The following is a 14,307-nucleotide window of genomic DNA, read 5'->3' as shown; positions in this document are numbered from 1 at the left end:
GATCGCGTAACGGGACCGGATGGCCGATATCCGCACGATCAACGAATCCATCAGCGTCGCCCCCCAGATCACGCCGGAGGATATGGCGGCGATCAAGGCGGCGGGCTTTGTCAGCATCGTCAACAACCGACCTGACGAGGAGGAAGCTGGCCAGCCGGCGGGCGACGCGATCCGCGCCGCGGCGGAGGCCTCGGGCCTGACCTATGTCGCGATCCCGATCACGCATGCCGGCTTCTCGCACCCGCAAATCGACGCGATGACGCAGGCGCTGGTCGGCGCCGACGGGCCCGTGCTCGCCTATTGTCGATCGGGGACGCGCAGCTGCAACCTGTGGGCGCTTGCCGCCGCGAAGGCGGGGCGCAACCCCGAGCTGCTGGTCGCCCAGGCGCGCGCCGCTGGCTACGATTTGTCGGGGATGCGCCCGACGCTGGACGCGCTCGCCGGCGGGCAGTGATCCGGCCATGCAGTTCGACGAGACGACGATCGGGATCGCGCTCATCGCCGCCCTGGCGGTGCTTCTGGTCGTTGCCGGCATCGTCTGGGCGGTTCGCCGCGGACGCGTCGGACGGATCGAATCGCCCGAGGAAGCGGCGGCCGCGGCGGACGAGTCGCTGGGGGGCTTCGAGACCTTGGGCGCGGTGGTCGGTGCGGATGGCGTGGGCGCGCTGGCGGTCGACCGGGCGGGCCGCGTCGCGGTGATGCGCCGCTATGGCAAGCGGATCACGGTCTGCGAGATCGCCTGGCTCGCGCTGCGGTCGACGGTCGAGGGGATCGAGATCGACAGCGGCGACCGGCGCATGGGCCGGGTGCTGATCGCGGGAGTCGATGCGCTCGACGTGCGACGGCTGGCGCCGGCGGATCTGAAGAAGATGATCGGCTGACGTCGGTTACGACGAGCGGGTCCTCCCCCGGCTGCGCCGAGGGAGGAATGTGACGGTTAGGCGTCCTGCGTTTCCAGTGCGGGATAGTCGGTGTAGCCTTCAGGGCCCTTGCTATACCACGTCTTCTGGTCGTCCCGGTTGAGCGGCGCGCCTTGGCGCAGGCGTTCGACCAGATCGGGGTTCGCGATATACTTGCGACCGAAGGCGATCGCGTCCGCGACGCCCGAATCCAGATCGGCCTGCGCGCTGGCGCCGTCATAATCCTGGTTCAGCACCAATGGACCCTTGAAGACCTTGCGGATCTCCGGGCTGAGCTTGGGCACGTCGCTCTTGCCGAAGGTGCCGTCGGGGCCCTGTTCGCGCAGTTCGAGGAAGGCGATGCCCAGCGCGTCGAGCGCCGCTGCGGCGGGGACGAAGACGCTGGCGGGATCGCTATCGTCGGCGCCCTGCGTCTCGCCATTGGGCGACAGGCGGATGCCGGTGCGGCCTGCGCCGATCGCATCGGCGACGCGCGCCACCGATTCGCGCATGAAGCGGATGCGGTTCTCCGGGCTGCCGCCATATTGATCGTCGCGATGGTTGGTGCCGTCGCGCAGAAACTGGTCGATCAGATAGCCATTGGCGCCATGCAGCTGCACGCCATCGAACCCGGCACGGATCGCATTGCGCGCGGCCGTCGCGTAATCGTCCTGCACACGGGCGATATCGTCGAGCGTCGCGGCGCGTGCTTCGCCATAGGGGTTCGGTTCCTTGTGATAGGGCGCGCGCGTGGCCGAGGAGGACAGCGGCGTCATGCCGATCACGTCGGGACGCGATAGGCGACCCATGTGCCAGATCTGCGCGACAATCCTGCCGCCGGCTTCATGCACCGCCTCAGTCACCGGCTTCCACGCCTCGACCTGTTCGTCGGTCCACAGACCCGGCGCATTGGGCCAGCCCAGACCTTCGCGGCTGATCCCGGTGCCTTCGGTGATGATAAGGCCGGCGCTGGCGCGCTGGCGATAATAGTCGATCATGATCTCGGTCGGCACATGATCGTCGGTCGAACGGCCGCGGGTCAGCGGCGACATGAAAATCCGGTTGGCGGCGTCGATGTCGCCCAGCTGGATGGGGTCGAAAAGGCTCGGCATGGATGCTCCGTTAGTGGCCTGACGCGCGGAAGATAGGACGCTACAGGGCGGCATGCATCGGCCCGACCCCACAAGAAAAACTGTGCCTGCGCCAACGGATCCGGTTGCCGCTACGGACACCGCGCCCGCGTTGGGCTTCGTCGCGCTAATCCTTGCCAATATTGCGCTGGCGTTCGGCCCCTGGTTCGTGCGGCTGGCCGATGTGGGGCCGGTGGCGGCGGGATTCTGGCGGATCACGCTGGCGATCCCCTTCCTTGCCGCGCTGTCGCTGGCGGCGGGCGCTCGGCCGGTGCGGATGCCGGGCGGACTGTGGCTGCTGATCGCGGTGGGCGGCGTGGCCTTCGCCGCCGATCTGGCGAGCTGGCACCTCGGCATCGTGCGCACGACGATGGCCAATGCGACGCTGTTCGGCAATTCGGCGATCCTGATCTATCCGCTGTACGGATTCCTCGTGGCGCGGGCCTGGCCATCGCGCGGACAGGGGATCGCGTTGCTGCTCGCGGCCGTCGGCGCGGGATTATTGATGGGCCGGTCGTATCAGGTCGATCCGCGTAACCTGGCGGGCGACCTGCTCTGCATCGTCGCGGGCATCCTCTACACCGTCTATTTCATCATGATGGCCAAGGTGCGCGAAACGATGCGGCCGCTGCCTGCGCTGGCGCTGGCGAGCTGTGCGACGGCGCTGCCGCTGCTCGTGTTCGCGGTGCTGCTCGGTGAGCGGGTGTGGCCGGGCCATTGGAGCGCGCTGCTCGGCCTCGCTATCGTCAGCCAGGTCTTTGGGCAGGGCTGCATGATCTACGCATTGGGCCGCATGTCGCCGCTGATCGTCGGCATCGCGCTGCTGATCCAACCGATCGTTGCGGGTGCCGTGGGCTGGATGGCCTATGGCGAGCGGTTGCAGGGAGCCGATTGGATCGGCGTGGCGTTGGTCGCGGTGGCGCTGGTATTGGTGCGCCGCGCCGAGGTTGCACCGGCGCGTGCGCGGGCGCAGGAGATGGCAGCATGACCCAGGATACGATCGACACCAGCGACCTGACGCTCGACGAAATTCGCGTGTCGCTCGCCCCCGGCATCGCCGCCAACGCCGCGTTCGATGGCTGGGGCGACGCCGCGCGCGACATGGCGGCAGAGGCGGCGGGGATCGACCGCGACGTCGCGCGACTCGCCTTTTCCGGCGGCGCGGTCGACATGATCGATGCCTGGTTCGCGCACATCGACGCTGCAATGGCGGACGCGTTGCCGCCCGAACGCCTTGCGACGATGAAGATTCGCGCGCGGATCGCCGCGTTGATCGAGGCGCGACTGGACGCGTTGGCTCCCGATCGCGAGGCGCTGCGTCGCGCGTTGACCATCCTGGCGATGCCACAGAATGTCGCGCGGGCGGCGAAGCTCGGCTGGCGCAGCGTCGATACGATGTGGCGCATGGCCGGCGATACGGCGACCGATTACAATCACTATACCAAGCGGACGATCCTGCTCGGCGTCTATACCGCGACGATCACGGTGTTTCTGGACGACGACAGCGAGGGGCAGGCCGATACGCGCGCCTTCCTGTCGCGGCGGATCGACGGGATCATGCGGTTCGAGAAGGCCAAGGCGGGGTTCGTCAAGCGCTACGAACACCGGCCCAGCCTGTCGCGCTTCGTCGGGCGGCTACGCTATCCGGTGGTGTGAGCACTCCGTCATCCCGGGCTTGGTCCGAGGTGACGGACTGTATGCCGCACGCTGCGTCGCATCCCGATAGGTCGGAGACGCACCCTTTACTCGCCCCTGAGTAAATGATAATCACTCGCAGCATGGATATGTCGCGTACGCCATCCCTCGATCTCGTCTCGCTGCCCCGGCGTCAGCCGGCGACGGTGGCAGGGATCGACTGGGCGCGACTCGCCGCGCCCGAGGCGCGTCGGTTGCGCGAATTGGGTTTCGATGAGGGCGTGTCGGTCGAGGTGCTGCACCGCGCATCGCTGGGCAGCGGACCGATCGCCTGCCGGATCGGGCGGATGACCGTCGCGCTGCGCCGCGCGGTCGCCGGCGCCGTCCACGTCGCGCTGCCGGCCGGCGCCGAATAAGCCGACGCAGCCCGTGCATGCAGCCCCGCTGGTGGCGCTGGTCGGCAATCCCAATGCCGGCAAGAGCGCGCTGTTCAACGCGCTGACGGGTGCGCGGCAGAAGGTCGGCAATTATCCTGGCGTCACCGTCGAGCGCCATTCGGGCCGGCTGGTGCTGGACGATGGTCGTCCGGTCGAGCTGATCGACCTGCCCGGCGCGTACAGCCTCGAACCCTCCAGTCCTGACGAACGCGTGACTCGCGACGTCGTCACCGGCGCGAGCAGCCTGGAACGCCTGCCCGACGCGCTGGTGGTGGTGGTCGACGCGGCCAATCTCGACAACCATCTGCGCTTCACCTTGCAGCTGATCGCGCTCGGCCTGCCGGTTGTCGTCGCGCTCAACATGGTCGATCTTGCCGAACGCGACGGACTGACGCTCGACGCGACGGTGCTGGAGCGCGAGCTCGGCGTACCGGTGATCGCGACCGTCGCGGTGCGCAAGCGCGGGCTCGACGGCCTGCGGGCGGCGCTGGGATCGATCCTGGTCGGCGGGGCGGCGACGCGCCTGCGCCCCTCGGATGGCAGCATCGACGACGATATCGTGACGCTGCAACGCCGCGCGCGGCAGATCGCCGCGGCGGCGACGGTGTCGGAGACGGCGGGGCGACGCTGGGCGCATGCGCTCGACGCGGTGGCGCTGCACCCGGTGGCGGGGCCGCTGCTGCTGGTGACGATCCTGTTCGTAATGTTCCAGGCGGTGTTCACCTGGGCGACCGTGCCCGCCGACGCGATCGATGCCGGCTTCGGCGCGCTGCAGGATGCGATCAAGAGCGCGATGCCCGACGGGTTCGTCCGCTCGCTGCTGACCGACGGACTGATCGCCGGCGTCGGCGCGGTGATCGTCTTCCTGCCGCAGATCCTGATCCTGTTCCTCTTCATCCTCGTGCTCGAATCGTCGGGCTATATGGTCCGCGCGGCGTTCCTGATGGACCGGTTGATGGCGACCGTCGGCCTGTCGGGGCGCGCGTTCATTCCGCTGCTGTCGAGCTTCGCCTGCGCCGTTCCCGGCATCATGGCGACGCGCGTGATCGACGACGAGAAGGACCGACTGACCACCATCCTGATCGCGCCGCTGATGACGTGCAGCGCACGCTGGCCGGTCTACACGCTGATCATCGGCGCGATGATCCCCAACACGCCGCTGCTCCCCTTCGTCCGGTTGCAGGGCGTCGTGATGTTCGGGCTGCTTATCACCGGCATCGCCGGCGCCTATGTCGCCGCGCTGATCCTGCGGCGTACCGTCACCAAGGGCGCATCGTCGGGCTTCATGATGGAAATGCCCAAATATCAGATGCCGCGGATGCGCGACGTCGCGCTGGGGCTGTGGCAGCGCGCGGTGATCTTCCTGAAACGCGCCGGCACGATCATCGCGGCGACGACCGTGGTGCTGTGGCTGCTGCTCAGCTTCCCCAAGCCGCCAGAGGGCAGCGGGATCAGTCCGGTCGATTATTCGGTCGCCGGCCGTATCGGCCATGGCATCGAATATGTCGTCAAGCCGATCGGCTTCAATCGCGACATTGCGCTCGCGCTGCTGCCGGCGATGGCGGCGCGCGAGGTCGCGGTGTCGGCGATCGGCACGGTCTATGCGATCGACGACAAGGACGGCAGCGGCACCGACCGCATCACCGACCAGATTCGCGGCCGCTGGACGCTGCCGACCGCGCTCGCCTTCCTGATGTGGTTCGTCTTTGCGCCGCAGTGCATCAGCACGATCGCCGTGACCCGGCGCGAGACGAACGGGTGGAAGTGGCCGCTGTTCATGGTTGGCTATTTGTTCGCCGCCGCCTACATCATGGCCGGTATCACATACTGGCTGGCGGTGTTCGCCGGCCTATAGGCATTTCGGGGCATTTCATGGCGGGCAGCGTCAACAAGGTCATTCTGGTCGGCAACCTGGGGCGCGACCCCGAAAGCCGCAGCTTCCAGAACGGCGGCAAGGTGGTGAACCTGCGCATCGCCACGTCCGAATCGTGGAAGGACCGCAACAGCGGCGAGCGCAAGGAAAAGACCGAATGGCATTCGGTCGCGATCTTCAACGAAGGCCTCGCCAACGTCGCCGAGCGATTCCTGCGCAAGGGATCGAAGGTCTATATCGAGGGCCAGCTCCAGACCCGCAAATGGCAAGACCAGAACGGTCAGGACAAATATTCGACCGAGATCGTGCTGCAGGGCTTCAACAGCGTGCTGACCATGCTCGACGGTCCGAATGGCGGCCAGGGCGGCGGCGGCGGTGGCGGCCGTAGCGGTGGCGGCAACGACTGGGGCGGCGGCGACGACTTCGGTGGTGGGTCGAGCGGCAGCTACGGTGGCGGCGGCAGCCGCGGCGGTGCGTCTGGTGGTGCATCCGGCGGCGGCCGCGGTGGCTTCGGCGGCGGGCAGAGTGGTGGTCCGGGCGGCGGCTTCGCCGACGATCTCGACGACGACGTGCCGTTCTGAGCCGTCGTTCAGCGATGACACCCGTCTGTGAACCGGCGAGCGAGACACGCCGGGCCGAAGCCCTCGCCGCGCACGACCCGCAGTCGCTGCGCGATGATGCCGCGCTCACCCGGATCACGGACTTTGCCGCCGCGCTGTGCGACGCTCCGATCGCGCTGATCAGCCTGGTCGAGGCGACACGCCAGACCTTCCTATCGCACACCGGCGTCGACATGACGGAAACGCCGCGCGACACGTCCTTCTGCGCGCTCGCCATGATGGAACACGGCATCACCGTGGTGCCCGACGCGACGCGCGACACGCGCTTTTCGGCCATGTCACTGGTGACGGGCGAGGCGCACATCCGCTTCTATGCCGGCGCACCTCTGGTCGCCGACGATGGCGTGCCGCTCGGCTCGCTGTGCGTGCTCGACACCCGGCCCCGGCCCGAGGGGCTGACCGCCCTGCAGCGGCAGGGGCTGGGAACGCTGGCGGAGGCGGTGATGGCTCGGCTGCGCGACAGCCGCGATGCCGCCACGTGGCGCCGCACCGATCGCGACACGCGCCAACGCCTGTCCGACAGCGAGGATCGCTTCCGCACGCTGGCGGACACGATGCCGCAGATGGTGTGGTCGACACTGCCCGACGGCTTCCACGATTATTACAATGCGCGCTGGTATGAATTCACCGGCGTGCCGGACGGATCGACCGATGGCGAGGGCTGGAACGGCATGTTTCATCCCGACGATCAGGCCCGCGCCTGGGAGATATGGCGCCATTCGCTGGAAACGGGTGCGCCGTATCAGATCGAATACCGCCTGCGCCATGCCGACGGTACCTATCGCTGGGTCCTCGGCCGGGCGCTGCCGATCCGCGACACGGACGGGCAGATCACGCGCTGGTTCGGCACCTGCACCGACATCCACGAACAAAAACTGGCGCTGCACGAGCGCGAATTGATCAGCCAGGAGCTGTCGCACCGGATCAAGAACATCTTTTCGGTGATCTCCGGTCTGATCTCGTTCGCGGCGCGCGCACGCCCAGAGTTTGCGCCGGCCGCCGCCGACCTACGCGACCGGATCATCGCGCTGGGTCGCGCCCACGATTTCGTGCGGCCACACAGCCCCAATTCGCGGCCCGCGATGCAGCAGAATTCGCTCTACGGCCTGCTCAGCGAGTTGTTCGAACCCTATCGGCGCGGGGACTATCAGCCGATCACGGTCAGCGGCGATGCGGTCACGATCGACGATCGCTCGGCCACCCCGCTCGCGCTGCTGTTCCACGAACTCGCCACCAACGCGATGAAATATGGCGCATTGTCGAGCGACGACGGCGCCGTCGACGTGACCGTCACGCGCGACGACGCGGACGTGGTGCTGTTCTGGAGCGAACGCGGCGGTCCCTCGGTCGCTGCGCCCGATGCGCCGCACGGTTTCGGCAGCCAGCTGATCGAACTATCCGCCGTGCGGCAACTCGGTGGACTGGTGACACGCGAATGGAAGCCGGACGGACTGGTCGTGACGGTCCGCGTGCCGATTGTGACGCTGAACCGCGCTTAGGCCTGGCGGGTCGAATCGAGCAGGACGATATCGTCATTGGCGGCGGGCGACTGCCCCTCCGCCGCAAGAGCCGCCGCGGCGAGGATCGCCGATTCGCTAAACGGTTTTCGAATATAGCCCAGCGCGCAGTCTCGCCCGCAATCGATCTGTGCCGGATTGGCGGTGACGAAGACGACCTTCACGCCATAATCGCGCGCAATCTGCTCCGCGATGCGCGGGCCGGTCGGCCCGTCACGCAGGTTGACGTCGACGAAGGCGAAGCCGCAGCCCGGTGCCGCCTGCAACGCGCTTTCCGCGTCCGCGGCGATGCCGACGACCTGATAGCCGCCATCGACCAGGATACGCTCCAGGTCGAGGGCGACAAAAATCTCATCCTCGACGATCAGTGCGGTTTTCGTCATCATCCATCCTGGCTCGGGGCCATGAAACCGCTTTCACATAGGTTTGTTCCGAACCGAACGGTTTTATGTTCGATACGGACGCATACCGTCAACGCCGCAATAGGAAAACCGCATGCTGTGCCAGCAAGTTGGCCGCTGCCGAACTGCGTTGCCGGTCGCCCGACAGAAACCATGCCCCCTCCACGGTCACGCCGCGCGCTTTCAGGAAGGCGCGGAAGTCGTCGATCGTGACGTGGTGGATATTGGGCGTGTCATACCATTGTTCGGGCAATTGCCGCGTCACCGGCATCCGCCCACCCCACAGCAGCGACAGGCGGATGCGCCATTGCGCGAAATTGGGGAAGCTGACGAACGCGCGCCGGCCGATGCGGAGCAGATGATCGAGCACGACGTCTGGCGCCCGCGCGGTCTGCAGCGTCTGGCTGAGGATCGCATAATCGAAGCTGCGATCGGGATAGGCGGCCAAATCGATATCGGCGTCGCCCTGGATCACCGACAGCCCGCGCCCCACCGCCGCCGCGACATTGCCCGCGTCGAGCTCCAGACCGCGCGCGTCGCAACCGCGCTGGTCGCGCAACGCCGCCATCAGTGCGCCATCGCCGCAGCCGATGTCGAGCACGCGCGATCCCGTCGCGACGTGCCCGGCGATGACGGCAAGGTCGGGGCGCAGGGTCATGACGCGGCCCTCAGCAACGTGGCGGCTTCGGGCGACAACCGCTCCATGTAGCGATCGGGGCGCAGCAGCGCGTGGAAGCCAAGCGCTTCGTACACGCCATGCGCGTCCGCGGTGACGAGGCCGATGCGGCGGATACCGGCAAAGGCAGGATGATTGACGAACCAGCCGACCATGCGCCGGCCCAGTCCCTGTCCGCGGACAGCGTCGTCGACCCAGACGTCGGCGATCCAGGCGAAGGTCGCGTGATCGGTGATCGCGCGGGCAAAACCGATCTGCTCGCCGCCAGCATAGGCGCCGAGGCAGTGCGAGCCGGCGATGGCGCGTTCGACCAGCGAGCGCTCAATTCCCGGCGACCAATAGCTCGACGCGAGCCAGCCGTGGATACGCGTGACGTCAAGCCGCGCTTTGTCGTCGTCGAGGTCGATTCCAAGGTCCATCATCGCCCGCCCTTCAGGAAACCGTCGATGACGCGGTTCATCTCGGGCGCGTCGAGCAGGAAGGCGTCGTGGCCATAGGGGCTGGAGAGTTCGACGAAGCTGACCGGCGCGCCGGCGGCGTTGAGCGCGGCGACGATGTTGCGCGATTCGAGTGTCGGGTAAAGCCAGTCGGTGTCGAAGCTGACCAGGCAGAAACGCGTCGCCGTGCCGCGAAAGGCGTTGGCGAGCAGGCCGCCATGTTCCTCGGCCAAATCGAAATAGTCGAGGGCGCGGGTGATGTAGAGGTAGCTGTTGGCGTCGAACCGGTCGACGAAGGCAAGGCCCTGATGGCGCAGATAGCTTTCGACCTGGAAATCGGCGTCGAAGCCGAAGCTTTTGGCGCCGTCCTGCTTGCCGGGGCGCGCTTGCAGACGGCGGCCGAACTTTTCGGTGAGGCCGGCTTCGGACAGATAGGTGATGTGCGCGGCCATGCGCGCGACGGCGAGGCCGGCGGCGGGGGGATCGCCATCGTAATAGTCGCCGCCGCGCCATTTGGGATCGGCCATGATCGCCTGGCGGCCGACCTCGTGGAAGGCGATATTCTGCGCGGAATGGCGCGCGGTCGAGGCGATGACGACCGCGGCGGCAACGCGGGTCGGGAAGGTCGCCGCCCAACTGAGCGCCTGCATGCCCCCCATCGAGCCGCCGACGACGGCCTTCAACCGTGCGACGCCGAGATGGTCGAGCAGCATGGCCTGCGCGCGCACCATGTCGCGGATCGTGATGACCGGGAAGGCCATGCCCCAGGGTCGCCCCGTGGCGGGGTTGATGCTCGCCGGGCCCGACGACCCCATGCAACTGCCGATGACGTTCGAACAGATGACGAAATCGCGCGCCGGATCGATCGGCTTGCCCGGGCCGACGAGGCGCGTCCACCAGCCGGGCTTGCCGGTGCGCGGATGGGTGGAGGCGACGTGCTGATCACCAGTCAGCGCGTGGCAGATCAGGATCGCATTGCCGCCATCGGCATCGAGCGTGCCATAGGTTTCGTAGGCGATCTCGACCGGCGACAGCAACGTGCCGCCATCGAGGCGCAGCGGCCCCGGCAGCGTCGCCTGTCGCCCGCAGCCGAAACGCACATCCTCGCTCATGCGCGCATCGCTACGGCGGGGGGCGCGTGGAAGCAAGTTGTCAACGTCGGCGCCGCCCCGCTAAGGCTCGCGGCCATGTCGGACACCACAACCGCCCCCGCCCCGAAGCCCTGGATCCTGGGCATCGCCCCCTACATCCCCGGTCGCGCCACCAGCGAGGACGGCCGCAAGGTCGTCAAGCTGTCGTCGAACGAGAATCCGTTCGGCACGCCCGAGGGCGCGCGCGCGGCGTATCGCGGTGCGGCGGGGCATCTGGAGCGCTATCCCGACGCCGCGGCGGTTGACCTCCGCGGCGCGCTTGCCAGCCATTACGGCGTCGAGGCGGAGCGGCTGATCTATGGCACCGGGTCGGACGAGGTGTTGCACCTGGCCGCCGGCACCTTCGCCGGGCCGGGCGACGAGATCATCCACGTCCGCTACGGCTTTGCCGTGTACGAGATCGCGACGCGGCGCGTGGGCGCGACGCCGGTGATCGTCGCCGATCGCGACTATGCGACCGACGTCGACGCGATCCTGGCTGCGGTGACCGACAAGACCAAGGTCGTGTTCGTCGCCAACCCGAACAATCCGACCGGCACCTATACGACCCGCGAGGAGATCGCACGGCTCCACGCCGGGCTGCCCAAGTCGGTGCTGCTGGTACTCGACCAGGCCTATACCGAATATCTGGAGCCGGAGGATGACGACGGCGGGCTGGAGCTGGCGCGCACGCAGTCCAACGTGCTGGTGACGCGCACCTTCTCCAAGATCTTCGGCCTCGCCTCCGAGCGGGTTGGCTGGGGCTATGCGTCGGCGGAGATCATCAATGCGATGCACCGCATCCGTGCGCCGTTCGCGTTCAGCATCGGGGCGCAGGCCGCCGCGATCGCCGCGCTGAACGATGCGGCCTTCGTCACGCACAGCCGCGAGCATAACCGCCAGTGGCGCGGGTGGTTCAGCGAACAGGTCGACGCGCGGCCGGGCCTGCGCGCGGTGCCGAGCAAGGCCAATTTCGTGCTGGTGCTGTTCGAGGGCACTCTGACCGCGGAAGAGGCGTATAAAGCGCTGATGGCGGCGGGCTATGCGACGCGCTGGCTGCCCGGCCAGGGGCTTCCCCACGGGCTGCGCATCACGATCGGCACCGAAGACGAGATGCGCGCGGTGGTCGACGTGCTGCGCGCCGAGGTGGAAAAGGCCGGCTGATGCTCCCTTTCGCCCGCGTCACGATCATCGGGCTGGGGCTGATCGGGTCGTCAGTGGCGCGCGCGGTGCGGGCGCATATGCCGACGGTGCGGATCACCGGTTACGACGCGTCGCCCGAGGTGCGCAGCATCGCGGAGCGGATCGCGCTGGCCGATGACATCGCCGACACGGCGGGCGCGGCGGTGATCGATGCCGACCTCGTCATGCTGTGCGTGCCGGTCGGCGCGATGGGCGCAGTGGCGGCGGAGTTCGCCGACGACCTGCCCGCGGACGCGATCGTCAGCGATGTCGGCGGGTCGAAGGAGAGCGTCCTCGCCGCGCTGCGCGCCGTGCTGCCGCACGCGACGATCGTACCGGGCCATCCGGTCGCCGGCACCGAGCATAGCGGGCCTGAGGCCGGGTTCGCAACGCTGTTCCGCGGACGCTGGTGCATCCTGACCCCCGAAGAGGGTACGCCTGAGGCGCCGACGCTGCGCCTGCGCGCCTTCTGGGAGGCGCTGGGTGCGCAGGTCGAGGTGATGACGCCCAAGCATCACGACCTGGTGCTGGCGGTGACCAGCCATGTGCCGCACCTGATCGCCTATTCGATCGTCGGCACCGCCAGCGACCTGGAAGAGGTGACGCAGAGCGAAGTGATCAAATTTTCGGCGGGCGGCTTCCGCGACTTCACCCGCATCGCCGCGTCCGACCCGACGATGTGGCGCGACGTGTTCCTGAACAATCGCGAGGCGGTGCTGGAGATCCTCCAACGGCTGACCGAGGACGTGACGATGCTGCAACGCGCGATCCGCTGGGGCGACGGCGACCAGCTGTTCGACCTGTTCACCCGGACGCGGGCGATCCGCCGGTCGATCATCGAACAGGGGCAGGACGACGCCAAGCCGGACTTCGGGCGGAGTCACTGAGGCTTTCCGCTTACGGCAACGTAGACAACATGAACACCTGAACGGAACCGTTAGAGGCCTATCGTTTCGGTTTCTGTGATGATGAGACAGAGCCGCAGCCGTCATTGCGAGCGTAGCGTGGCAATCCAGGGCGTCCTGCTCCGGCTCTGGATTGCTTCGCTCCGCTCGCAATGACGGAGTCGAGAGCTGTAGTTGGCGGAACGGCTGTAGGACAGCCTCCGCATTATTTGCTATGTTTGCCAGCCACTTGCCGACGACCCGATCCTACACGTCCAGCACGTTGATCGCCGCGTGGACGCGCGCCTCGATTGCGTCGCGGGGCAGGCCGGCGGGGATGACGTCGCCGATACGGATCGTCACCACGCCCGGGCGCTTGGGCCCATGCCGGGGCCAGACCACACCGGTATTCAGCGCCACGGGCACACAGGGCATGCCCAGCGCGCGATACAGGCCGGCGAAGCCCGATTGAAGCGGAGGCTGTTCGCCCGGCGCGACGCGCGTGCCCTCGGGATAGATCAGGATCGAGCGGCCTTCCGCCTTCAGCGCCTTGGCATCGCGCATCATCGCGCGCAGCGCGGTAGCCGACGCTTCGCGATCGGCGACGATGCCGCCATATTGCAACGCCGCCCAGCCCCAGAAGGGGATGCGGCTGAGTTCGCGCTTGATGACCATCGCCGGGCCGCCGAGCAGCAATTGCAGCTCCAGCGTTTCGAACATCGCCTGATGCTTGGCGGCGTAGAAGACGGGGCCTGCCGGGCGCTGCCCCTCCACGACCACGCGGATGCCCATGATGGTGCGATAGAGCAGCCGGTGCATCTGCGCCCAGACATGCGCGTGCCGCATCACCGCACGCCGGCCGAAGAGCGCCGACACGGGCACCGCCAGCACGATCGGCACCGACAGGGTATAGAAGAACAGCGAGAAGATAAGCGTACGCAGGCGGTTCATGCCCCGATCCCCAGCCACAGCGCGAAGCGGCGCAGCAGCAGCTTGTTATATTCGTTGACGAGCGTGCCGAGCCGCGGCGTGCTGGGCACGCCATCGCCCATCACGATGACGCCCGGGCCCAGCACCGCCGCCAGCTCCATCCGCGCGCGCGGCACGTGCCAGTCGGAGGTGACGAGGCGGACGGTGCGATAGCCGTGCGTCTTGACCCAGGCGGCGGTCTCTTCGGCGTTCGAACGGGTGTCGACGGCGTCGGCGCCCAGATCGATGCAGCAGGCGAACAGCGCCGGCGAGGTGTGATAGGTGCGGGCGAGGTCGATCGGCCGCACGCCGGGCGCGACGCCGGTGACGAGCATCCGCCGCGCCTGCTTCGCCTGCAACAGCGCGATGCCGCGGTCGATCCGCCCCGCCCCGCCGGTCGGCACCACGATCGCATCGGTGGTGTTGCCGGTGAGCGGCGGCGGCAGCAACAGCATGAAGGCGGCAAAGCCCAGACACCAGCCGAGCGCGGCGAACCCCAGCAGCCGGACGATCATAG

The 14,307-nt window shown here is 67.8% G+C and carries 17 protein-coding genes; 10 read left to right on the top strand and 7 right to left on the bottom strand.

What is annotated here, in order from left to right; translation table 11 throughout:
- The first annotated feature begins 19 nt into the window (after nt 1-19).
- Complete coding sequence (locus ACGVWT_RS08510) at nt 20-454, top strand: TIGR01244 family sulfur transferase (RefSeq protein WP_315460917.1); 435 nt, start codon at nt 20-22, stop codon at nt 452-454.
- 7 nt (nt 455-461) lie between these two features.
- Nucleotides 462-881, top strand: coding sequence for a hypothetical protein (locus ACGVWT_RS08505; protein ID WP_315460918.1), 420 nt, complete (start codon nt 462-464; stop codon nt 879-881).
- A gap of 56 nt (nt 882-937) precedes the next feature.
- Here ACGVWT_RS08505 and ACGVWT_RS08500 read toward each other — a convergent pair whose 3' ends face one another.
- Complete coding sequence (locus ACGVWT_RS08500; protein WP_315460919.1) at nt 938-2,011, bottom strand: alkene reductase; 1,074 nt, start codon at nt 2,009-2,011, stop codon at nt 938-940.
- 52 nt (nt 2,012-2,063) lie between these two features.
- On the opposite strand from ACGVWT_RS08500, the gene ACGVWT_RS08495 reads away from it, so the two are divergent.
- The 6 genes from ACGVWT_RS08495 (at nt 2,064) to ACGVWT_RS08470 (ending at nt 8,093) form a co-directional block, all read left to right on the top strand.
- On the top strand, nt 2,064-3,017 hold the full coding sequence (locus tag ACGVWT_RS08495; protein WP_116460209.1) for a DMT family transporter: 954 nt from the start codon (nt 2,064-2,066) through the stop codon (nt 3,015-3,017).
- Nucleotides 3,014-3,685 carry a COQ9 family protein gene (locus ACGVWT_RS08490; protein ID WP_315460920.1) on the top strand — a complete coding sequence of 224 codons (672 nt, stop codon included), beginning with the start codon at nt 3,014-3,016 and terminating at the stop codon, nt 3,683-3,685. Before ACGVWT_RS08495 ends, ACGVWT_RS08490 begins: the two co-directional genes overlap by 4 nt.
- 122 nt (nt 3,686-3,807) lie before the next feature.
- Nucleotides 3,808-4,080, top strand: coding sequence for a FeoA family protein (locus tag ACGVWT_RS08485; RefSeq protein WP_017980472.1), 273 nt, complete (start codon nt 3,808-3,810; stop codon nt 4,078-4,080).
- Between the two features lie 13 nt (nt 4,081-4,093).
- Nucleotides 4,094-5,956, top strand: coding sequence for a ferrous iron transporter B (locus ACGVWT_RS08480; RefSeq protein WP_315460921.1), 1,863 nt, complete (start codon nt 4,094-4,096; stop codon nt 5,954-5,956).
- A 17-nt stretch (nt 5,957-5,973) separates the two neighbouring features.
- Nucleotides 5,974-6,555, top strand: a complete 582-nt coding sequence (ssb, locus tag ACGVWT_RS08475; RefSeq protein ID WP_315460922.1) for a single-stranded DNA-binding protein — start codon at nt 5,974-5,976, stop codon at nt 6,553-6,555.
- 14 nt (nt 6,556-6,569) lie between these two features.
- Nucleotides 6,570-8,093, top strand: a complete 1,524-nt coding sequence (locus tag ACGVWT_RS08470) for a sensor histidine kinase (RefSeq protein ID WP_315460923.1) — start codon at nt 6,570-6,572, stop codon at nt 8,091-8,093.
- Here ACGVWT_RS08470 and ACGVWT_RS08465 read toward each other — a convergent pair.
- The 4 genes from ACGVWT_RS08465 to ACGVWT_RS08450 form a co-directional block, all read right to left on the bottom strand.
- Nucleotides 8,090-8,497: a response regulator gene (locus ACGVWT_RS08465; RefSeq protein ID WP_116460204.1), complete on the bottom strand. Its 408-nt coding sequence runs from the start codon at nt 8,495-8,497 to the stop codon at nt 8,090-8,092. The genes ACGVWT_RS08470 and ACGVWT_RS08465 overlap by 4 nt on opposite strands.
- 85 nt (nt 8,498-8,582) lie before the next feature.
- A complete protein-coding gene (metW, locus tag ACGVWT_RS08460) occupies nt 8,583-9,170 on the bottom strand; it encodes a methionine biosynthesis protein MetW (protein ID WP_315460924.1) in 588 nt (195 codons plus the stop codon).
- The gene (locus ACGVWT_RS08455) at nt 9,167-9,607 is read right to left on the bottom strand and encodes a GNAT family N-acetyltransferase (protein WP_315461024.1); all 441 of its coding nucleotides are present in this window, start codon (nt 9,605-9,607) and stop codon (nt 9,167-9,169) included. The genes metW and ACGVWT_RS08455 overlap by 4 nt, the downstream gene beginning before the upstream one ends.
- Nucleotides 9,607-10,737: a homoserine O-acetyltransferase gene (locus tag ACGVWT_RS08450; protein WP_116460201.1), complete on the bottom strand. Its 1,131-nt coding sequence runs from the start codon at nt 10,735-10,737 to the stop codon at nt 9,607-9,609. Before ACGVWT_RS08450 ends, ACGVWT_RS08455 begins: the two co-directional genes overlap by 1 nt.
- 75 nt (nt 10,738-10,812) lie before the next feature.
- Here ACGVWT_RS08450 and hisC point away from each other — a divergent pair, with 75 nt between their 5' ends.
- Nucleotides 10,813-11,919 carry a histidinol-phosphate transaminase gene (gene hisC, locus ACGVWT_RS08445; protein ID WP_315460925.1) on the top strand — a complete coding sequence of 369 codons (1,107 nt, stop codon included), beginning with the start codon at nt 10,813-10,815 and terminating at the stop codon, nt 11,917-11,919.
- Nucleotides 11,919-12,824 carry a prephenate/arogenate dehydrogenase family protein gene (locus ACGVWT_RS08440; protein WP_315460926.1) on the top strand — a complete coding sequence of 302 codons (906 nt, stop codon included), beginning with the start codon at nt 11,919-11,921 and terminating at the stop codon, nt 12,822-12,824. Before hisC ends, ACGVWT_RS08440 begins: the two co-directional genes overlap by 1 nt.
- Nucleotides 12,825-13,088: 264 nt before the next feature.
- On the opposite strand, the gene ACGVWT_RS08435 is transcribed toward ACGVWT_RS08440, so the two are convergent.
- Nucleotides 13,089-13,772: a lysophospholipid acyltransferase family protein gene (locus ACGVWT_RS08435; RefSeq protein ID WP_315460927.1), complete on the bottom strand. Its 684-nt coding sequence runs from the start codon at nt 13,770-13,772 to the stop codon at nt 13,089-13,091.
- Entirely contained in the window at nt 13,769-14,305 is a 537-nt protein-coding gene (locus tag ACGVWT_RS08430) for a YdcF family protein (RefSeq protein WP_116460197.1), read from the bottom strand. The genes ACGVWT_RS08435 and ACGVWT_RS08430 overlap by 4 nt, the downstream gene beginning before the upstream one ends.
- Nucleotides 14,306-14,307 lie beyond the last annotated feature (2 nt).

It is taken from the genome of Sphingomonas sp. S6 (assembly GCF_043498045.1).
GTDB lineage: Bacteria > Pseudomonadota > Alphaproteobacteria > Sphingomonadales > Sphingomonadaceae > Sphingomonas.
Note: the sequence above shows the minus strand (reverse complement) of the source record. Positions and strands in the feature narration are given on the sequence as shown.